Annotated in this window: 21 protein-coding genes; 19 read left to right on the forward strand and 2 right to left on the reverse strand. The window is 53.0% G+C overall.

The features are described from left to right. Positions 1–4: 4 nt before the first annotated feature. From IT971_RS09910 to IT971_RS09970, 13 genes are all read left to right on the forward strand, one after another. Complete coding sequence (locus IT971_RS09910) at positions 5–850, forward strand: SPOR domain-containing protein (protein ID WP_063094083.1); 846 nt, start codon at positions 5–7, stop codon at positions 848–850. Further along, positions 837–1,904 carry a beta-N-acetylhexosaminidase gene (nagZ, locus tag IT971_RS09915; protein ID WP_063094085.1) on the forward strand — a complete coding sequence of 356 codons (1,068 nt, stop codon included), beginning with the start codon at positions 837–839 and terminating at the stop codon, positions 1,902–1,904. Before IT971_RS09910 ends, nagZ begins: the two co-directional genes overlap by 14 nt. A gap of 14 nt (positions 1,905–1,918) precedes the next feature. After that, the gene (locus IT971_RS09920) at positions 1,919–2,602 is read left to right on the forward strand and encodes a site-2 protease family protein (RefSeq protein ID WP_007089637.1); all 684 of its coding nucleotides are present in this window, start codon (positions 1,919–1,921) and stop codon (positions 2,600–2,602) included. Positions 2,603–2,628: 26 nt separating this feature from the next. Then, entirely contained in the window at positions 2,629–3,537 is a 909-nt protein-coding gene (locus IT971_RS09925; protein ID WP_063094088.1) for a ScpA family protein, read from the forward strand. Further along, positions 3,527–4,297 (forward strand): SMC-Scp complex subunit ScpB, encoded by a 771-nt coding sequence (gene scpB, locus IT971_RS09930; protein WP_063094090.1) that lies wholly within the window; start codon positions 3,527–3,529, stop codon positions 4,295–4,297. The genes IT971_RS09925 and scpB overlap by 11 nt, the downstream gene beginning before the upstream one ends. A gap of 135 nt (positions 4,298–4,432) precedes the next feature. Further along, positions 4,433–5,476 (forward strand): ABC transporter ATP-binding protein, encoded by a 1,044-nt coding sequence (locus IT971_RS09935; protein ID WP_063094091.1) that lies wholly within the window; start codon positions 4,433–4,435, stop codon positions 5,474–5,476. A 165-nt stretch (positions 5,477–5,641) separates the two neighbouring features. Continuing rightward, complete coding sequence (gene tatA, locus IT971_RS09940) at positions 5,642–5,872, forward strand: twin-arginine translocase TatA/TatE family subunit (protein ID WP_007089633.1); 231 nt, start codon at positions 5,642–5,644, stop codon at positions 5,870–5,872. Between the two features lie 35 nt (positions 5,873–5,907). Next, positions 5,908–6,321: a Sec-independent protein translocase protein TatB gene (gene tatB / locus IT971_RS09945; RefSeq protein ID WP_063094093.1), complete on the forward strand. Its 414-nt coding sequence runs from the start codon at positions 5,908–5,910 to the stop codon at positions 6,319–6,321. A gap of 2 nt (positions 6,322–6,323) precedes the next feature. Then, complete coding sequence (gene tatC / locus IT971_RS09950) at positions 6,324–7,322, forward strand: twin-arginine translocase subunit TatC (protein ID WP_306460226.1); 999 nt, start codon at positions 6,324–6,326, stop codon at positions 7,320–7,322. A 112-nt stretch (positions 7,323–7,434) separates the two neighbouring features. Then, on the forward strand, positions 7,435–8,712 hold the full coding sequence (gene serS / locus IT971_RS09955; protein ID WP_063094097.1) for a serine--tRNA ligase: 1,278 nt from the start codon (positions 7,435–7,437) through the stop codon (positions 8,710–8,712). Positions 8,713–8,720: 8 nt separating this feature from the next. Beyond that, on the forward strand, positions 8,721–9,488 hold the full coding sequence (surE, locus tag IT971_RS09960; protein ID WP_063094099.1) for a 5'/3'-nucleotidase SurE: 768 nt from the start codon (positions 8,721–8,723) through the stop codon (positions 9,486–9,488). Further along, positions 9,485–10,138 carry a protein-L-isoaspartate(D-aspartate) O-methyltransferase gene (locus IT971_RS09965; protein ID WP_037992525.1) on the forward strand — a complete coding sequence of 218 codons (654 nt, stop codon included), beginning with the start codon at positions 9,485–9,487 and terminating at the stop codon, positions 10,136–10,138. Before surE ends, IT971_RS09965 begins: the two co-directional genes overlap by 4 nt. A 57-nt stretch (positions 10,139–10,195) precedes the next feature. Beyond that, positions 10,196–11,290: a peptidoglycan DD-metalloendopeptidase family protein gene (locus IT971_RS09970; protein ID WP_223305092.1), complete on the forward strand. Its 1,095-nt coding sequence runs from the start codon at positions 10,196–10,198 to the stop codon at positions 11,288–11,290. A gap of 60 nt (positions 11,291–11,350) precedes the next feature. Here IT971_RS09970 and IT971_RS09975 read toward each other — a convergent pair whose 3' ends face one another. Continuing rightward, positions 11,351–12,214 (reverse strand): ATP-binding protein, encoded by an 864-nt coding sequence (locus IT971_RS09975; protein WP_037992528.1) that lies wholly within the window; start codon positions 12,212–12,214, stop codon positions 11,351–11,353. Between the two features lie 236 nt (positions 12,215–12,450). Here IT971_RS09975 and yajC point away from each other — a divergent pair, with 236 nt between their 5' ends. The 5 genes from yajC (at position 12,451) to IT971_RS10000 (ending at position 16,964) form a co-directional block, all read left to right on the forward strand. Beyond that, positions 12,451–12,828, forward strand: a complete 378-nt coding sequence (gene yajC / locus IT971_RS09980; RefSeq protein ID WP_007089625.1) for a preprotein translocase subunit YajC — start codon at positions 12,451–12,453, stop codon at positions 12,826–12,828. A gap of 135 nt (positions 12,829–12,963) precedes the next feature. Beyond that, positions 12,964–14,538 (forward strand): protein translocase subunit SecD, encoded by a 1,575-nt coding sequence (gene secD / locus IT971_RS09985; protein ID WP_007089624.1) that lies wholly within the window; start codon positions 12,964–12,966, stop codon positions 14,536–14,538. A 19-nt stretch (positions 14,539–14,557) separates the two neighbouring features. Next, on the forward strand, positions 14,558–15,487 hold the full coding sequence (gene secF, locus IT971_RS09990; protein ID WP_007089623.1) for a protein translocase subunit SecF: 930 nt from the start codon (positions 14,558–14,560) through the stop codon (positions 15,485–15,487). Positions 15,488–15,633: 146 nt separating this feature from the next. Continuing rightward, entirely contained in the window at positions 15,634–16,533 is a 900-nt protein-coding gene (locus tag IT971_RS09995; protein ID WP_063094103.1) for a DMT family transporter, read from the forward strand. A 50-nt stretch (positions 16,534–16,583) separates the two neighbouring features. Beyond that, positions 16,584–16,964: an Mth938-like domain-containing protein gene (locus IT971_RS10000; protein WP_007089621.1), complete on the forward strand. Its 381-nt coding sequence runs from the start codon at positions 16,584–16,586 to the stop codon at positions 16,962–16,964. A 6-nt stretch (positions 16,965–16,970) separates the two neighbouring features. Here the strand turns inward: IT971_RS10000 and IT971_RS10005 are convergent, their stop codons facing one another. Continuing rightward, positions 16,971–18,329, reverse strand: coding sequence for an NAD(P)-binding protein (locus IT971_RS10005; RefSeq protein ID WP_063094105.1), 1,359 nt, complete (start codon positions 18,327–18,329; stop codon positions 16,971–16,973). Positions 18,330–18,440: 111 nt separating this feature from the next. Here IT971_RS10005 and IT971_RS10010 point away from each other — a divergent pair, with 111 nt between their 5' ends. After that, positions 18,441–19,619: a mechanosensitive ion channel family protein gene (locus IT971_RS10010; RefSeq protein ID WP_037992534.1), complete on the forward strand. Its 1,179-nt coding sequence runs from the start codon at positions 18,441–18,443 to the stop codon at positions 19,617–19,619. Positions 19,620–19,621: the final 2 nt, after the last annotated feature.

Here is a 19,621-nt window from a genome sequence, read left to right on the forward strand (position 1 = left end):
CACGATGAACGAAGAACAGGGTTTCGGCCTTAGAGCGGAGCAGCGTTATCAAGGGGCTGGCAAAAAAGCCCTAGGCGGCGGCTTGGCGAAAGGGGTGGGAACCATCGTTCTTGGTCTTGTGATTATTGGTGGTGGTCTGGGCGGGGCCGGTTACTGGTTATATAATCAGGGGCAGCCAGCACAGGAAGAAGGCAAATTGCCAATCCTTTTGCCAGATCCACTGCCGATCAAGTTGCGACCGGATGATCCCGGCGGAATGGAAGTTCCCCACCGGGATACAACGATTTATGAACAGCTTGATAGTAACCAGCCCGAGGATCAGGTGGTTCTTCAGGAACTGCCTGATATGCCAAAGGTGCCCGATGTCATACCATCCCCCGATAATACGGGAGAACCAGCGGTGATCGAACAGACACCGGAGGCCGAGATTGTCGCAAATGCAGCGCAGATCGGTTCGGGCAAAGATGTAAATGCGTCTGCGAAAACTCCAGCTGAAACAGCAATTGCCGCACCAAGCGATGCAGAAAAAGCAATCGCTGTTGCCAAGGTCAAGGAACAGGCCGCAGCACCGGCTGCCACCAACGCCAGCGGCGTATCGGAGAAAGACTTCCGCATTCAGTTGGCGTCAGTTCGCGATACGTCGGGGGCCGAAGCGGAATGGAAAAGATTGTCTTCTAAAAACAAGGACTTGCTTGGTAGTCTTCAGATGTATCTGAAACGTGCAGACCTTGGTGAAAAGGGTGTGTTCTATCGTTTGCAAGCCGGTCCTTTGCCGGACGCTGCTGCGGCTGAAACGCTTTGTGGCAACTTGAAACAACGCAATGTGGGGTGTCTGATTGTCCGGCCTTGAGGTAAGAAAACCGCGTGCCTGTATTCTGGGTGTTGAAGGTACAGAACTAAGCAATTGGGAAAAGGGCTTCTTTCGTGAAGCTGATCCCTATGGCTTTATCCTGTTTGCCCGTAATGTCACGGATCTGAAGCATGTCAAGGCGTTGAACAATCAACTGCGCGAAGTTGTTGGCAATATCAATGTGCCGATTTTTGTTGATCAGGAAGGTGGGCGCGTCATGCGCCTCAAGCCGCCGCACTGGCGCAAAATCCCTGCGGCTGGTGTGTTTGGTCAATTGTTTGAAACAGCACCTGAAAATGCCCGCGAAGCCGCATATATCAATGCGCGCCTGATGGCGGCAGATTTGCGTGATGCGGGGTTTAACATCACCTGTGCGCCGGTACTTGATATCCGATTCCCTGGTATGAGCGACGTGGTTGGCGACCGTTCCTATGGTTCGACGGTGGAACAGATTGTGCCATTGGCAAGTGCGGTTGCCGCCGGGTTGCTGGACGGCGGGATCGCACCGGTCATCAAACATATTCCAGGTCACGGGCGTGCATCGGTCGACAGTCACAAGGATTTGCCGATCGTGACCGCGTCGCGCGAAGAACTGAGTCGCCTTGATTTCGAACCGTTCCGTCAGATGAAGGATGTGGTTGCAGCGATGTCGGCCCATTTGCTGTTTACCGCGATTGATGATCAACGGCCGGGAACCGTATCGGCCAAGGTCATTTCCGAAATTGTCCGCGGTGATATCGGGTTTGAAAACCTTCTGATCAGTGATGATCTATCAATGGAAGCGCTTGGTGGATCGATTGCCAGTCGGACTCACGAATGCCTTGCCGCCGGGTGCGACATTGCCCTTCATTGCAATGGCAAGCGCACGGAAATGGAGGAAGTCGTATCCATGGCCCCGAAACTTGCCGGTGAGGCGCTGACACGTTCGCAATTGCTGAGCAATCAGATCGCAGGTTTTAATATTACACAGCCACCCTCGGCGCAGATTGCCGATTGGCAGGCCCGACTGGCTGAATTGCTATCACCGGTCTGGTCGGCTGGCGAGCAGGCGTAAGGGAAGCTGAATAGGTGAACGACATTATCGAGATTATCATTTCCGCGTCTACGTGGGTGTTGCCGGTATTGCTGGCGGTGACTTTGCACGAAGCCGCGCACGGCTTTGCAGCCAAGCTGTTCGGGGATGATACAGCGCAACGCGCCGGGCGGCTTAGCCTGAACCCGATCCGCCATATTGATCCGGTGGGGACTATTCTGATTCCCGGTTTGCTGTTGCTGACCGGTGCGCCGTTCCTGTTTGGTTATGCCAAGCCGGTCCCGGTCGCGTTCCATCGTTTGCATCCGCAACGTCTTGGTGTAATCGGGGTGGCGGTTGCCGGGCCCGCAACCAATGTCGCATTGGCAATTGCATCAATTCTATTACTGGTTGGGTTGCCGTCATTTTCGCCGGCGGTCAATGACTGGCTGGCAACGACGTTACAGCAGTCGATCTGGCTGAACTGCATTCTGGCGGTGTTTAACATGCTGCCAATTCCGCCATTGGATGGTGGGCGGGTTCTGACGGCGATATCGCCAATGCCAATTGCGCGGGTCTTGGCGCGCATGGAAAAAACCGGCATGATCCTTCTGATTGCGCTGATCTTCCTGTTGCCCTACGTCACGGGGCTTCTTGGCGTTAATCTGCCGATATTCCACTGGCTGGTGATTGAGCCTGCATCTGCACTTGTTGATTTTCTGGCCGGTATTTTCGCCTGATATGAGGCGGACGGTCCGGGGGGATTATGGCCAAACAGTTCGAACTCGATATTCCGGACGAGGTATTTGACAAGGCACCCGTTGATGATGGGCCAAGTCTTGCTGAACGCCTTATGCTGGATCTGGACGGGTTTGAAGGGCCGCTTGACCTTTTGCTGGAGCTGGCACGCGACCAGAAAGTCGACATCATCAGGATTTCGATCCTGGAGCTTGCCGAGCAGTATCTGACTTTCATTAATACCGCGCGTGAATTGCGATTGGAACTGGCGGCCGATTATCTGGTGATGGCGGCGTGGCTGGCTTATCTGAAATCTCGGTTGTTGCTACCAAAGCAGGAGTCCGACGAGGAAGAGCTCAGTGCAGAGGAAATGGCAGAGCTTCTGGCCTTCCAGCTGAAGCGGCTGGAAGCGATGAAAGCTGCCGGTGAGAAACTGCTGGAGCGGCCCAACCTCGGGCGTGATTTCTTTGGCCGGGGTGATCCGGAGGAAGTCCGGGTCACGACGGCGTCGGTTTATGATGCGTCGCTTTATGACCTGTTGAAAGCCTATGCGCAGATCATGCTGACATCTGAATCCAAGACATTGGAGATTGAGGCATTCGATCTTTATGCGATGGACGATGCAATCCGGAGGTTGCGCGATCTGTTCGGGCGACGGGTTGTACCGACATGGACAAAGCTTCTGGAATTCATGCCACATGGTCTTGGCACGCCTTTGAAGGCACGGTCGGCACTGGCTGCGCATTTTGTTGCCAGCCTTGAAATGTGCCGCGATGGCGAATTGGAAATCTCGCAAGAGCAGGTGTTTGGCCCGATCATGCTAAGGTCACCGCAAAAAAGACGCGATCCTGAATTGGACATCACATCCGGGGATTACAGCGATATGGACAAGCTAAGAGCCAAATCCGGGGCAGGGATGGATAATAATGGTGAATGAGACAGTAACCGACCCGCAGTTTGAAATCGATGGTATCGAACACGGTCCTCAAATCGACTTTCAGCACCTTCGAATTGTTGAAGCTGTGCTGTTTGCGTCTGCGGAACCGGTCAGTGAACGGGTTCTTGCTGCGCGTTTGCCCGAAGGTTCAGATGTTTCCCTTTTGCTTGAAGAACTGCAGGCAAACTATTCAGAGCGTGGGATAAATCTGAATCGTGTAGGTGAAAAATGGGCATTTCGCACTGCGGCTGATTTGGCAGGTGATCTTCATATCGAGGTCGAAAAAGCAAAGAAAATGACGCGTGCAACGCTCGAAACGCTGGCGATCATTGCCTATCACGAGCCGGTTACACGTTCCGAAATTGAAGAAATTCGTGGTGTGGCTCTGTCCAAGGGGACGCTTGATATTCTGCTGGAAGCGAAATGGATCCGTCCGAAGGGGCGCAAACGTGTGCCGGGCCGTCCGGTTCTTTGGGCGACGACGGATGATTTTCTGGATCATTTCGGGCTTGAACATCGTGACGATCTGCCGGGACTTGCCGATTTGAAGGCCGCTGGATTGCTTGATAGCCGTCCTGGCATGGGCCGATACGGTGCTAGTTCCGACGAGGAAGCATTGCCCGATCTGGTTGATGATGGCGAAGTTACCGATGCTGTTGTCGAAGAAGCTCTTACGACCCGTAATCTGGCCGATCTTGATGAAACCATCTACAGCGATAATCCCAATCTGGAAGAAGAATACGACGCGGAGAACCGTTAAATCGGACCCATTCACATCTTTTATCATGCTTCTTTGATCCAGCTTCTTGCATGCGCTGTTGGGTAGGATTAAATCTGGGAAAGATTTTGCAACTTAATTGCAGGGTTTCCCGGCAAAAGAATAAAGAGAGATCTGATGCCCGACGGCTTGAGAATGTCCAATGTCAGCCATGATTTCGGTAGTACCAAGGTTCTCAAAGACATAAGCTTTGACGTTGCGCCCGGCGAACTGGTTTGCCTTTTGGGGCCCTCGGGATGTGGCAAGACTACTGCATTGCGTATTGCCGCAGGGCTTGAAAAGCTTCAGCAAGGCAGCGTTTCCATTAATGATCAGCTTGTAGCGCGGCCCGGGGAATATCTTGAACCCGAAAAACGCGGTGTCGGTATGGTGTTTCAGGATTACGCCCTGTTTCCGCATCTGAGCGTTGCCAAGAATATCGGGTTCGGTCTGCGTTCATCAAATGAGATTGAACGCAAGGAAGCGGTCCAACGTGCGCTTCGGCAGGTCGGTATGGCAGATTATTACAATGCCTATCCCCACGAATTATCCGGCGGGCAGCAACAGCGGATTGCACTTGCCCGAGCTCTGGCGCCAACACCGCGCGTGATGCTGCTAGACGAGCCGTTTTCGGGGCTTGATGTCGCACGCCGGGCCGAACTTCGTGATACCACGCTGCATGTTTTGAAAAATGCCGGGATCGCAACCATCATGGTGACCCATGATCCGGAAGAAGCGATGTATATGGCGGATCGGATTATCATCATGAATGAAGGGCAGGTGATGCAGGATGGCACCCCAGAAGACCTTTATTTCAATCCGCAAAATCGTTTTGTTGCATCTTTCTTTGGCGAGGTTAACCGTTTCCCCGGAACTGTGCAGGGTGGGATTGTGACGACGCCGCTTGGTGATGTGGCGCAGGGTGATCTTGATGACGGAACACCGGTTGAAGTTCTGGTGCGCCCGGAAGGATTGCAGATTGCCGATGCCATGAATGGACATGATATTCTGGCGCGGGTCGATGCTGTGCGGTCACTTGGTGAAATCAGTCTGATGCATTTATCGCTTCATGCGGGCGGGCATGTCCATGCGCGCGTGCCACGCAGACTTTCGTCAGTAAATCAGGGGTCGGTCGCTATTACGCTTGATCCTGACATGACCTTTGTGTTTCCTATGAATTAGGCCAATTTCAACGCGAAACAGGTCCGATGAGACTAAGAAACAAACATACAGGTTCGTAGCGGTGCACGGTATATTCACAATCGTTGCATTGCACAGTGGGGGGCTTTCTGCCATTATCCGGGCATTCTCGCCGGATGGCAGATTGGATCTTTGGAGATAGAAGTTATGGGTATTGGCGTTTGGCAAATCGTTCTGATTCTGGCGATTGTCCTGATCATCTTTGGTGCCGGCAAACTGCCGAAAGTCATGGGTGACATGGGTAAAGGGATCAAGAGCTTCAAAGCAGGCATAAACGAAAAAGACGAAGACAGTGCTGCTTCGGCCAAAACCATCGAAAACAACACGTCTGCTTCGGTTTCTGCTGAAAGCAAAGACAAGGATTCCGTGAAATCCTGATCGTCTGTCGGATTTCCTTCAGATAGGCGTGTTCCATGTTTGATATCGGCTGGACCGAAATGGCACTTGTGGCCGTCGTCGCGTTGTTCGTCGTCGGCCCCAAGGACTTGCCCCATGTGCTTTACAAGCTTGCCGGGTACTGGAAAAAAGTGCGCGGTATGGCGCGCGAATTTCAGGGCGGTATCGATAATCTGATTCGTGAAGCCGAACTTGATGATCTGCGCAAGCAGGTCACCGATGCACGTTCGAGCACATCAGACTTCATCGAAAACAAGATTGCCGAGCCGAAAACCAAGCCAAAACAGGCAAAACCGGCAGATAAAACTGCCGAAAGCGAAACCGACAGCAAATCGGAAACCAAAACCACAGCACCGAAGACCGATGCCGCGGCATCGGCAAAACCTGCTGCTGCGGATAAGAAGACTGATCATCCGGAGAGCCAGGCGTGAACATGCAGTCGGATGACAAGCAGATGCCGATCATGGAGCATCTGATCGAGCTTCGGAACCGTCTGACATGGGCGGTTCTGGCACTCTTTATCACTTTCGGTATTTGTTATTATTTCGTCGAAGATATTTACGGGTTCCTCGTAAAGCCCCTTGCTGACGTCATGGGGCCGGACCGGCGCATGATCTATACCGCATTGACCGAGGTGTTCTTCACCTATGTGAAGGTCTCGTTCTTTGCGGCCTGTTTTGTTTCCGCACCGGTCTTTCTTGGCCAGTTATGGGCCTTTGTCGCGCCGGGACTATACAAGAATGAACGTTCGGCATTCATGCCGTTCCTGTTTGCGACGCCGATCCTGTTCCTTGCGGGCGGGGCACTGGTTTACTACCTGATCATGCCGCTGGCGTGGAAATTCTTCCTTAGTTTCGAAAGTGCAGGCGGGGCATCGGGACTTGCCATTCAGCTTGAAGCCAAGGTCGGCGAATATCTTGCGCTGGTGATGAAGCTTATTTTTGCGTTTGGCCTGTGTTTCCAACTGCCGGTATTGCTGACACTAATGGCGCGCGCTGGTATCGTAACCGCATCTTCGCTTGCCAAGCGGCGCAAATATGCGGTTGTGATCGCCTTTGTGTTTGCCGCAGTGCTGACGCCGCCGGATCTGATTTCGCAGGTTGGCCTGGCAATCCCCATCATCATTCTTTATGAAATTTCGATCCTGATGGCGCGGATGTCGGAACGTAAACGTGCCAAGCGCGAAGCGGAAGAAGATGCCGAGCTTGACGATGACGATGAGGATACCGATCACAATAAAGACGACGTCGATACCCAGAGTTCGGCTGCGGCAGCTGCTGATTACGGGGACGATGATGGCAAAGCAGATGACAAGACCGATTTCAAAGCGCTTGCAGGTTCTGCGCCAAAATCTGATACGCCTTCGTCATCCCGATCTTTGGGATCCGCGAAAGGCGACGATGACGAGGATGATTTCAACAGCGCGCGCTGATTGAATTGTCCGGTTCTCGAATGACCGATCTGACGGGGTGGACCAAGCGTCCACCCCATCGTATAAAAGCCCGAATAATTGCCCGCATAGCTGAATAACAAGGTGCCGTTTCATGCACGACATTAAATGGATTCGTGACAACCCCGAGGCCTTTGACGCGGCGATGACCGCGCGCAAGGTCGAAATGACCGCCCAGCGTCTGATCGATATCGATGCAGACCGTCGTCGCCTGATGACTGAACATCAGGAAATGCTGGCGCGCCGCAAATCCATTTCCGGTGAAATTGGCAAATTGCGCCAGAGTGGCGGCGATGCTGACGAACTGATGGCCGAGATGGGTAAACTCAAAGACCGGATCAAGGATGCCGAAGACGGGCAGGCCGGTTTAAACGAGCAGCTTGATCTTTTGCTGTCGTCGCTTCCGAACGTTATCGATGAGGAAGTTCCGGCAGGCGAAAGCGAAGAAGACAATGTTGAAGTTCGCAAATGGGGAATTCCCGGCGAATTTGACTTCAAGCCGCTTGAACATTTCGAGATCGGCGACAAGCTTGGCATGATGGATTTCGAAACTGCGGCTAAACTTTCGGGTTCGCGTTTTGTTATTTTGCGTGGTGGCTTGGCAAAGCTTGAACGGGCATTGGGTCAGTTCATGCTGGACCTGCATGTAAACGAGCATGGTTATGAAGAAACCATCACGCCGATGCTGGTACGCGATGATGCGATGTTTGGCACCGGTCAGTTACCGAAGTTTGCCGAAGATTCGTTCAGAACCACCAATGACATGTGGCTGATCCCGACGTCGGAAGTGACGCTTACCAATCAGGTCGCGGGCGAGATTATCGACGAAGCCGCATTGCCGCTGCGCTATACCGCATTGACCCAGTGTTTCCGCTCGGAAGCCGGTTCGGCCGGGCGTGATACGCGCGGCATGATCCGCCAGCATCAGTTTTCAAAGGTTGAAATGGTGTCGGTTGTGGCCGCCGAAAAATCGAACGAGGAACTTGATCGAAAAACCCGCTGTGCGGAGACCGTTCTTGAACGTCTCGGTCTTCCCTACAGGACGGTGGTTCTGTGTTCAGGCGATATAGGTTTTGCCGCGCGCAAAACATTTGATATTGAAGTCTGGCTTCCGGGGCAGGGTAAATATCGTGAAATTTCATCCTGTTCTAACACCGGTGATTTCCAGGCACGGCGCATGAATGCGCGTTATCGTGCCGCTGGCGACAAGAAAACCAGTTTTGTTCATACCCTGAATGGATCGGGGCTTGCTGTTGGGCGTTGCCTGATTGCGGTGATGGAAAACTATCAGCAGGCAGATGGTTCAATTCGTGTGCCGGATGCATTGAAGCCCTATATGGGCGGTGTCGAGGTGATTTCACCGCGCGGATAGGGGGCGATATGGTCGATCTGAAAAATGCCCGCATCCTGATCAGCAACGATGACGGGATTGATGCGCCGGGGATTCGGCTTTTGGAAAAGCTTGCCTGTTCGCTTTCCGATGATGTTTGGGTTGTCGCACCGACGACCGAGAAAAGCGGGGCTGGGCATTCGCTTACCCTGCGCCATCCGTTGCGGATCCGCAAACGTGACGAGCGACATTTTTCTGTCGACGGAACGCCAACCGATTGTGTTCTGCTGGCTCTTCAGCAAATCATGCGTGACAGTCCGCCCGATATTGTTCTTTCGGGGATCAACCGGGGTGGCAACCTTGGCGAGGATGTGACCTATTCCGGTACGGTTGCGGCCGCGATGGAAGCAACGTTGCTGAATGTGCCTGCAATTGCCTTTTCCCAGTTTTTTTCCGGCAATCTGATCGACTGGTCGGTTGCGGAAAAGCACCTTTTACCGGTTGCGGAAACCCTTATTCACACGACTTGGCCACGTGGCGTTCTGATTAACGTCAATTTCCCGGAAGCCGAACGTGACGGCGGTGCCCGGATCGAAGTTTCCCGGCAGGGGCAGCGCAAGATTGGCGATCATATTGCCGAACGCCTTGATCCGCGCGGAGAGCCTTATTATTGGATCGGTGCGATCAAGTCGGAATTGCCCAAGGATGAAAATGCGGACTTGCGGGTCATTGAGAGGGGCGATATTTCGGTAACTCCGATCAGTCTCGATTTCACGCATTACGAGACGCACGCAAAACTGACGAAGGCATTTCCGTGAACGAGCCTGTCATTGCCCGAGAAGCTGAAATCGAACATCTGCTTGCGATCCTGCGCAATGACGGGATCCATGACGAGGACGTTTTACGTGCGCTGGCCAGCATCCCGCGCGAAATTTTCGTCGCCGAGCCGTTTGTTAGCCGGGCATGGGAAAATGTCGCCCTTCCGATCAGCAAGGGCCAGACGATTTCACAGCCCTATATCGTCGCCCTGATGACGCAGGCGCTTGAGCTGAATGACCGGATGAAGGTGCTTGAGGTCGGTACCGGGTCGGGCTATCAGGCCGCTATCCTCGCCAAGCTGGCACGCCGGGTTTACACGCTTGAACGGCACAAGCCGCTTCTGCGTGAGGCGGAAGACAAATTCCGCGAATTGGGGTTGCATACGATTTCGACCCTGCATGGTGATGGCGGGCTTGGCTGGAAGGCGCAGGCACCGTTTGATCGTATTATCGTGACTGCGGCAGCACAAGATGTACCGCCGGTGCTGGTCGATCAGTTGGCGATTGGCGGGATCATGGTCGTGCCGGTGGGCGAGGTATCCCACACGCAACTGCTTTTGCGGGTTTTGCGGACCCCCACCGGGATTGATGTAACCGAACTGATGCCGGTACGTTTCGTTCCGATGTTGCCGGGTACCGAAGAATTCTGAGCCGATTGCTGCATCTGATTACGGATTGTTAACGGCTGATCGCAGACAATGTTTTCTATGATGGAAAATAGTGTCAAACAGGCAGTTCGAAGAATACGGACGCTGGCGCTTGTCTGTGGGACAACCGCAGCGCTTGGCGGCTGTTTGCTTAATTCCGTCCCTGTGCCAGTAGTTTACGGCGAAGGTGCGACTTACAGCCCCTATAGCATGCCAAATCTCAAAAATGGTGAGCGGGTTATTACGGTCGAACCGGGTGATACTGTTTCGGGGCTTGCCAACCGGTATCGCAGCGATTTTGGCCGTTTTACCGAGCGAAACAAATTGGCGAAGCCTTATGTGATCTATCCGGGACAGCGGCTTGTGCTGCCGCCTTGGGATCCGTCTTATGACAGTAACAGCCAGACTGCAATTGCAAGCCGGTCATCATCGACGACACCAAGTTCAACAAGCTCCGCGCCGCGTAAGACCGTCACCATCGGCGGCAAGCGCGAAGTTGTCAGTGTGCCGCTTGGTACATCTGAAACGGCGGCCGTACCCGAACGCTCGTCAACGGTTCAAACCGCGCGTATTAGTCCGAATAACGGCGGCAGCATCCCGACGCCTGGCCTGAAGCCACAGGATTTCGCCGCGCGCGCCGAACAGCGTTACGCATCTGCCAATAGCTGGAATAACGATACCCGCCAGATGCCCGAAGCAACACCGGTTGCGGGGCAAGGCAGTGCAGTTCGTAAGAATGTCGTTATTGCCGAACCCGACAATCGCAAGGGCTTTGTCTGGCCGGTTCGCGGTGACATTGTTCTTAAATACGGTGCCAGCACGGGCGGTCTTTACAATGACGGAATCAACATCAAGGCTGCGCGTGGTACGCCGATCCTTGCTGCGGATAATGGCGTTGTGACCTATGTCGGGAATGAGTTGCGCGGCTTTGGCAATCTGATCCTGATCAAGCATGCTGATGATTATGTGACAGCCTATGCCCATACGGAAAATCCGATGGTGGCACGCGGCGACGTTGTCGAGCGCGGTCAGAAGATTTCAAGTGTCGGCAGCACGGGTGCCGTTAACCAGCCGCAACTTCATTTTGAAATTCGTCGTGGACGAAAATCCACGGACCCGATGAAATACCTGCCACAGATGATGGTATCGCGATAAACAAAACGCCCGGACCTTGATGTTCCGGGCGTTTTGTTTATACGCTGCTGTCCTGGGCAGTCAGCCAAGCTTTTTCCCCATTTCGCCGGCTAATTCCTGAATGAATTGCCATGCAACGCGGCCTGAACGACTGCCACGTGTGACCGTCCATTCCTTGGCTCGGGCACGTAGGTCTTCAATCGGAACATCAAGCCCGAATTCCTTGGCGTACCCTTCGATGATTTCGAAATAGACATCCTGTGAAATGTTGTGGAAGCCAAGCCACAGGCCGAAGCGGTCGGATAGGGATACCTTTTCCTCGACGGCCTCGGACGGATTGATCGCGGTTGATCGTTCGTTTTCGATCATATCGCGCGCCATCAAATGACGACGGTTCGATGTCGCATAGAAAATCACATTGTTGGGGCGGCCTTCGATGCCGCCTTCAAGCACAGCCTTAAGCGACTTGTAGGATTCATCCTGCAAATCGAATGAGAGGTCATCACAGAACAGAACCGTCTTGCGACCGCTTTCTTCGAGAATATGCAGAAGATGGGGCAGGGTCGGGATGTCTTCGCGATGGATTTCGACCAATGCTAATGCGCCAGCCTTTTCCGTGTTGATTTTGGCGTGCATCGCCTTGACGATCGAACTTTTGCCGGTGCCACGTGCGCCCCAAAGCAACGCATTGTTGGCCGGAAGTCCATTGGCGAACCGTTTGGTATTGTTATAAAGAATCGTCTTTTGCTGTTCGATTCCCTGCAAAAGATCGATATCAATCCGGTTCACATTGCGCACCGGTTGCAGATAACCGCTTTCGGCCTGCCAGACAAAGGCATCAGCCGCGGCAAGGTCATTGGTTTTATGCGCAGGTGGGGCCATGCGTTCCAGCGCGTCGGCAATGCGTTCAAGGGTGGGCAGCAATTGATTGAAATCGTTGGTCATTAAAGCCTCTTGGATGTTTCTTTTTATCGTGGTGGCGACAGATATGCTCAAAACGCTATCACAAGGCGATCTGGCAATAACAGTGCCATATGATTTAGCGCGCTTTTGGTGACGTGAACAGAACCACAGAATACGGGATTTAACCGATAAAAATCCTGTTCTTTCTTGCGTTGACGGGACACACCGTTATATTCCGGCAGTTGATTTGTTTTGTTGTATGGGATTAGGAGTTCCTAATGTTGATTTCGCCGGCTTTCGCGCAGGGCGCAGGTGGCGCAGGTGGTGCAGATATGCTTACCAGCTTCCTGCCGCTGATCCTGATTTTTGTTGTTTTTTATTTCCTGCTTATCCGTCCGCAGCAGAAAAAACAGAAAGAGCATAAAGCGATGCTCGCTGCTGTTCGTCGTGGTGACAAAATCGTTACCGCCGGTGGTCTGATCGGTACCGTTGCCAAGGTTATTGGTGACGATGAACTTTCGGTCGAGATTGCTGAAGGGGTCAAAGTCAAGGTTGCACGCGGCATGGTTTCGACAGTTCTGTCGAAAACCGAGCCAGCCAAAGGCGACGACAAAGACGAAGACGAAAAAGAAGCTGAAGAGACCAAAAAAGACTGATCTCTTTGATGACTTGCAAGGCGGGGCAAAATGCTCCGCCTTCTTGTTTACAGCCGGTGGCCTGCGGGGTGTAACTCTCCCGATGTTCGATAGAACCAGACCAAGGTTTTCCAGACAAATCTGGTTAAAGGACACATGCTTTATTTTACGAAATGGAAAGCAGCACTGGTTTTGCTGGTGTGCGCTTTGGGCGTTATATACGCTGCACCGAATTTCCTGCCCAAGGGCACGTTGGCGACTGAAGCCAGCTATCTTCCGGGTAAACAGATCAGCCTTGGTCTTGATCTGCGCGGCGGATCGCACATGCTGCTTGAGGTAGACATTAACAGCGTGATCCGCGAGCGTTATGAAGCGCTTGGCGATACGATCCGTTCGACACTGCGCGAGGAACGCATTCGTTACCGTCCGCGCGATGCCGGATTGGACGGTGCGGAAGTCACCATCGTCAATGCCGACGAGGTCGAAAAAGCCCGCGATCTGATCCGTGATGTCGAACCTAATACCGTCATGAGTGGTGACGGCAACAACATTATCGTTTCCTACACCGAACAGGCCCGCAAAGAGCTTGTTGATCGCGCGATCAGCCAGTCACTTGAAGTGGTGCGCCGTCGTGTTGACGAACTGGGAACGACCGAACCGTCGATCCAGCGCCAAGGTGAAGACCGTATTGTTGTTCAGGTACCTGGACTTGATGACCCGTCGCGTTTGCGCGCGATTCTTGGCCGTACCGCGAAAATGAACTTCCACCTCGTGAACGAGGAAAAAACGGCTTCCCAGGCGCGTGCCACCGGCATGCCGCCGGGAACCATTATCCTGCCATCGGCTGATGCCGGTGACCGTGCGGCCGGTATCAACGAATATCTGATTGACCGTCGTGTGGTTGTTTCGGGTGATAACCTTATCGATTCCCAACCCACCTTTAACGATGGTCGCCCCGTTGTTTCATTCCGCTTTGACGCGGCAGGTGGTGCGCGGTTTGGCGACATGACGTCGAAAAATGCCGGTCGTCGTCTGGCTATCGTTCTGGATGGCGAAGTGATTTCAGCCCCGCGGATCAATGAACCGATCCTTGGTGGTAACGGTATCATTACCGGCCAGTTCAGTGTTCAGGAGGCCAACGATCTTTCGTTGCTGTTGCGTGCCGGTGCATTACCCGCACCAATGCAGATCCTTGAAGAACGTTCAGTCGGCCCCGGGCTAGGACAGGATTCTGTCGAGGCCGGTGAAATTGCAGCCGTTCTTGGTCTTGTCTTCGTTATTGCCTTTATGGTGATCAGTTATGGGCGGTTCGGGATTTATGCCGATATCGCACTTCTGATGAACCTTATCCTCGTGCTGGCAGTGATGTCGGTATTGCAGGCAACGCTGACACTGCCGGGTATCGCCGGTATCGTTTTGACGGTCGGTATGGCGGTTGACGCCAACGTACTGATTTTCGAACGTATCCGTGAAGAACGTAATAATGGCCGTACGATCATCAACGCAATTGATGCCGGTTATCGCAGTGCGATGTCGACCATCCTTGACGCCAACCTGACCACGCTGATTGCGGCTCTTGTGCTATTCAGCTTTGGTTCCGGGCCGATCAAGGGCTTTGCCGTCACGCTTGCCATCGGCATTATCACGTCGATGTTCTCGGCAATCTGGGTGACCCGACTGTTGATTTCGGTGTGGGTTAAACGCCGTCGTCCGACGGAACTGGTACTTTGAGGAAGGGAGCAGGAAAATTATGAAACCATTGCATCTTGTTCCGGATGACGTGAACGTCCCGTTCCTCAAATTCCGGAAAATCTTTTATATTGTCTCGCTGGTCATGGTGCTGGCATCTGTTGGCTTATTTGTAACCAAGGGGCTGAATTTCGGGATCGATTTCCGGGGTGGTATTCTCCTTGAAATCAAAACCGACGGTCCGGCCGATATTGGTGCGCTGCGTGATAATCTTGGTTCTCTTGGACTGGGGGATGTATCAATTCAGGAATTCGGCGAACCCGATGATGTCCTGATCCAGTTGCAGCGCCAGGACGGTGATGAAAAAGCCCAGATGGCAGCGCTTGCTACTGTGACCGAGGCACTTGGTGACAATGTTACCATTCGCCGTAGCGAACTGGTCGGTCCGAAGGTCGGTGACGAGCTGAAGGAAGCTGGAGTCTATTCGGTTGCCATCTCGCTTTTGCTGATCATGGTCTATATCTGGTTCCGGTTCGAATGGCAGTTTGCCGTGGCATCGGTTGTGGCACTTCTGCATGATGTTCTGATTACCATCGGTTTCTTTGTGATCACCGGTGTTCAGTTCGATCTGGCGACGCTGGCAGCGGTTCTGACCGTTGCCGGTTATTCGATCAACGATACGGTGGTTGTATTTGACCGTATTCGCGAATATCTGCGCAAATTCCGCAAGATGGAAATACCCGATCTTCTTGATCTGTCGATCAATTCTACCCTGTCACGTACGACCATGACATCATTTACCACATTACTGGCGCTGATTGCGTTGTTCGTATTTGGTGGTGAAGCGATCCGTGGTTTCACGATGGCGCTGATTTTCGGCATTGTCATAGGGACTTATTCGTCAATCTGTGTGGCGTCTCCGTTGCTGATGGTTCTGCGGCTTAACCGCAAGATTCCCGAAGGCGAAGAGACCCAGAAGGCCGGTGCCTGATTCCTCAGCCGCAAGACATGGATTTACAGAAAGGCCGGGTTTGTGCGAAAACAACCCGGCCTTTTCCTTTAGAGCGCAGTGGCGTATGACCTTTGCGAGCTGATTTAAACCATTTTCAAAACTGGTTCTTGCCTGTGGCGCTTAATATGGACGCAAGAGATGGTCATCGGGCAAACTTGCTCGGTAGTCTGTGGATGATGGCGGCAATGGCAGCATTCGCCGTTGAAGACGCATTTGTGAAGGCCGTTTCGGCGACGCATCCAGTGGGACAGGTTTTGATCCTGTTTGGTGTCGGAGGGGCGGTTTTATTTGCCGCGATTGCCAAAGCCCAGAATAAACGACTGCTTGACCCGGCGGTTCTGTCGCGTCCTATGTGTGTAAGGATCGTGTTCGAGGTTATCGGGCGACTGTTTTATGTGCTTGCGCTTGCTTTAACACCTTTGTCTTCGACCACGGCCATTTTACAGGCAACGCCGCTTATTGTGGTTCTTGGCGCGGCGCTCATTTTTGGTGAAAAAGTGGGATGGCGCAGATGGTTGGCAATTTTTGTTGGTCTGATCGGTGTTTTGATCATTCTTCGTCCGAGCGCCGATGGCTTTTCAGCCCTGTCGTTGCTGGCGGTGATCGGAACAATCGGTTTTGCCGGTCGTGATCTAGCCAGCCGGGCAGCCCCGATATCGTTGGGGACGTCTATTCTGGGATTCTATGGTTTTATTGCCATTATTATTGCCGGTATCGTGTTTTCGGTTTGGGAAGGCAAAGCATTTACGCTACCCGACGGCCATAGCCTTTTCTATTTTTCCGGTGCGGTCCTGATGGGGATTTCTGCTTATGCCGCCCTGATGAAAGCGATGCGCAGCGGTGATGTTTCGTCGGTTACACCGTTCAGGTATACTCGGTTGTTGTTCGGTATTGCCTTGGGCGTGTTCCTGTTTGGTGAGGAACTCGACATGCCCATGTTGATCGGGTGTAGTATCGTTGTTGTTTCCGGGTTGTTTATTTTGTGGCGCGGGAAAAAAGCAAAGGCACCTGCAGCTGCGCTTTGAGGCCGACAACGCCGGAAGAACTTTTCAAGGTTGCGTCAAGAGGGAATGATATGTCTTTGGAAGTAAGTCCGCTGATCGCAGAAGGCCGAAAGATCGTTACCAGCTATGGGGATGGCCTGTTTCGTTTTGGCGAAGAAGTTGTCACTGGTTCGGTTTTACTGTTTCCCAAGAATGTCTATTCCTGGCCGTATGAGAATATTGATCAGGTTGATGTCGATGCCTTTGGTCGGGTGATTGAAGCATCCGACGAGATCGATATCCTGCTGCTGGGAATGGGAAGTGGCATGAAACCATTGCCTGCTGAATGGCGCATTGCACTTCGCAAACATGGCATTGTCGTCGAGCCGATGGATACCGGTGCTGCGTGTCGCACCTATAATGTTCTGGTATCGGAAGCCCGTCGGGTTGCCGCAGCCCTGATTTCGGTTTGACCCGTGTTATAAGTCGCGCAGTTTCAGATATTCATGCAACTGCGCACGGACCTTCATCACACTTGCGATAACCGCTGCCGGTCCGGGCGGATAATCCGGCGGAAAGGCATCCCCGCATAAAAACAGGTTCCGCCAAGGTGGCGTAATCCGGTGGCGAAGTGCTGCAACCCCCGGACTGAGTTCCGGAAAAGGGGCTTCACAGTCAACATAACTGAAAGCCGGATGCTCATCGCCGGTTTCAATTTTTGTCCTTTCCGACAGATCAAGATTCAAATGCTGATCGCAAAGCTCTGTGACGCGCTGCCAGATCGTTGCGGCCAACTGAACCGCTGTGCCGTCGCTTGGCAGAATCAGACTGCTGTTCATGCTGACCTGTATGTGACGACGGTTGCAATAAATCGCACGTACCAGATCATCATCGGCTAGGACACAGCATGGTTCGGCAAAGCTTTTGCTGGCCTGAAACACAAAAGTTCGTCGATGCGCCGGGGCTGGCGGAATGCCGATATCAGGTACCGCATCGCAAAGTGGCCTTGGATGAAGTGCAAGCACCACGGCATCTTGCGGGCGCACCTCGATCTGATCATCGCCGAAAAACAGGTCGGTGGCGAAATCCGTCGTACTGTCGATATCACCAAGTTCCATACCGCTTATGATGTCGCCGCCAGCTGCGATAAAATGATCGCGCATAGTGGGCAGCGCGATATCGTTTAGGATGATAGGGTCAATCGCCGCGAAGGCGTGGCTTGCATTATGGCGGCGTATTTCACGCAATGTCGGCATTAAAACGCGCCCCAGCAAAGCGGCCGAGCAATTGTGGGCTGGCATTGAAAACAGTACCTCGGCCAGTGTCGCAAGTGCACCCTGATGATAGGTTGCTGTCGGTGTTTCCATATCTTCACCCAAATCAGCAGCGACCCGCATTCGTTGACTGACACGCCGGTCTTCACTGGCGTAACGGGAGAACCATAAATTCCATGCCGTAAACAGCCGTGCGAAAATTGTCGGGCGACGTGCAATCAAAGCCGCGGCAATACCGTGATCAAGATCAATGATGGCGGGGCTTCGTCCGGGGTGTTTAAGGCCGATAACCGCATGTGCCGGTCGGATCAGTTTTCGCGGAATTTCCGGCCATTGCGAGAAAAAATGCCGAACCAGATCCTCGGGATCATAGAAAATTTCGGGTTCGGCAACCTTGTGGTTTTTGGGGGAAGTTTTCATGCCGCGTGTCCAGCGGCTGGCGAAAGGTTCGCCGGAATCGTACAACGTTACGGATACACCATCCTGCGCCATTTGAGTTGCAAGTGCTGAGCCAGCAAGTCCGGCGCCAATGACATGAAGTCTTGGTGCAGCAAAGGATGCCATATGCCTGTCCTGTTTTAGTTGTTATACAGGGGCCGCAAGAAACAATCCGTAGCGGTAACCGTTAAGTCATTGTTTGATTTAAAACCTTAACAGCAGATTACATGTGAAGTCATGGACGAAATTACATCCGAAATTGATAGCCTGAATAGCGAAGTCATCGATCAGATGACCAATTGGGTCGAGATGCTGGGCGGCGGAGAAATCGGCAAATATGTCGTCGCAGGGGCGGTCCTGCTGTTTGTGTTCGTCCTGAAACGTGTTCTGGCACTTGGTGTCATTGGTAGCCTGCGCAAGCTGGCGCATCAGCACAAACATAGTACAGCCGCCCATGTTCTGGACGCCTTCGAGGCGCCGATTCAGCTTCTGGTGATTCTGGGGGGCGTGTATTTTGCGATCGAGATCCTTGATCTTCCGGAAAACTTTGACGCCGTTCTTTTTGAGCTGATCGGCATTTTTGCGACCTTCTCGGTCTTCTGGGCGCTATTCAGGTCGATTGAACCGCTGGCAATGTCATTTAACAATCTGGCATGGCGTTTTGGGGGCGGTCTTGGTGATGATTTGCGACAGTTCTTTATTCGGGCTGTCAAGACGCTGATTGTTGTGATCGGCGTTGTCGTTCTGTTGGAAAACTGGGGCCTTGATGTTTCTGCATTTCTGGGCGGTCTTGGTCTTGCCGGTATGGCCGTGGCATTGGCCGCAAAGGATTCTGTCGCCAATGTTTTCGGCGGCCTGACCATTCTGGCAGATAACCTTTACAAGCGGGGCGACTGGATCGAAACACCGCAGTTTGAAGGAACGGTCGAGGTCGTCGGCCTTCGCGCGACCAAGGTTCGAACGTTTGCCAAGGCCTTGGTGACGATGCCCAATGCGCAAATCGTCGATTCCCCGGTAATCAACTGGTCCCGCATGACCCATCGCCGCATCAAGATGGTGATTGGGGTCGAATATCGCACCACAGCCGATCAGATTGAAAAGATCGTCGACGATATCCGATCCTTCCTGAAAAACGATGATGATGTCGCGCAAACCGATGTGGCGCAGATGGTGCATTTGTCTGATTTCGGGGCAAGTTCGATCAACATCGATCTGTATTACTTTACGACCACTACCGATTGGGTGACATGGCGCGATATCCGCAACCGGCATATCATTGCATTCAAACGTATTGTCGAGGATAACGATGCGGCGTTTGCCTTCCCGTCGCAGTCGCTTTATGTCGAAACCCTGCCGGAAAAAATGACCGATAACACCAATGATGATCGCGCTGAAACATCGCGCAAGATCGGATAACG

Source organism: Thalassospira sp. B30-1 (assembly GCF_015767575.1).
Taxonomy (GTDB): domain Bacteria; phylum Pseudomonadota; class Alphaproteobacteria; order Rhodospirillales; family Thalassospiraceae; genus Thalassospira; species Thalassospira xiamenensis.

Bases quoted from the DNA above. Each gene is read 5' to 3' on its own strand.
- surE (WP_063094099.1), top strand. From the start codon at position 8,721: ATGGTCGATCTGAAAAATGCCCGCATCCTGATCAGCAACGATGACGGG.
- IT971_RS10005 (WP_063094105.1), bottom strand. From the start codon at position 18,329: ATGGCATCCTTTGCTGCACCAAGACTTCATGTCATTGGCGCCGGACTT.
- IT971_RS09935 (WP_063094091.1), top strand. From the start codon at position 4,433: ATGCCCGACGGCTTGAGAATGTCCAATGTCAGCCATGATTTCGGTAGT.
- secF (WP_007089623.1), top strand. From the start codon at position 14,558: ATGAAACCATTGCATCTTGTTCCGGATGACGTGAACGTCCCGTTCCTC.
- yajC (WP_007089625.1), top strand. From the start codon at position 12,451: ATGTTGATTTCGCCGGCTTTCGCGCAGGGCGCAGGTGGCGCAGGTGGT.
- IT971_RS09925 (WP_063094088.1), top strand. From the start codon at position 2,629: ATGGCCAAACAGTTCGAACTCGATATTCCGGACGAGGTATTTGACAAG.
- tatC (WP_306460226.1), top strand. From the start codon at position 6,324: ATGCAGTCGGATGACAAGCAGATGCCGATCATGGAGCATCTGATCGAG.
- tatA (WP_007089633.1), top strand. From the start codon at position 5,642: ATGGGTATTGGCGTTTGGCAAATCGTTCTGATTCTGGCGATTGTCCTG.
- scpB (WP_063094090.1), top strand. From the start codon at position 3,527: ATGGTGAATGAGACAGTAACCGACCCGCAGTTTGAAATCGATGGTATC.
- IT971_RS09970 (WP_223305092.1), top strand. From the start codon at position 10,196: ATGATGGAAAATAGTGTCAAACAGGCAGTTCGAAGAATACGGACGCTG.
- IT971_RS10010 (WP_037992534.1), top strand. From the start codon at position 18,441: ATGGACGAAATTACATCCGAAATTGATAGCCTGAATAGCGAAGTCATC.
- IT971_RS09975 (WP_037992528.1), bottom strand. From the start codon at position 12,214: ATGACCAACGATTTCAATCAATTGCTGCCCACCCTTGAACGCATTGCC.
- IT971_RS09995 (WP_063094103.1), top strand. From the start codon at position 15,634: ATGGACGCAAGAGATGGTCATCGGGCAAACTTGCTCGGTAGTCTGTGG.
- serS (WP_063094097.1), top strand. From the start codon at position 7,435: ATGCACGACATTAAATGGATTCGTGACAACCCCGAGGCCTTTGACGCG.
- IT971_RS09910 (WP_063094083.1), top strand. From the start codon at position 5: ATGAACGAAGAACAGGGTTTCGGCCTTAGAGCGGAGCAGCGTTATCAA.
- tatB (WP_063094093.1), top strand. From the start codon at position 5,908: ATGTTTGATATCGGCTGGACCGAAATGGCACTTGTGGCCGTCGTCGCG.
- secD (WP_007089624.1), top strand. From the start codon at position 12,964: ATGCTTTATTTTACGAAATGGAAAGCAGCACTGGTTTTGCTGGTGTGC.
- IT971_RS10000 (WP_007089621.1), top strand. From the start codon at position 16,584: ATGTCTTTGGAAGTAAGTCCGCTGATCGCAGAAGGCCGAAAGATCGTT.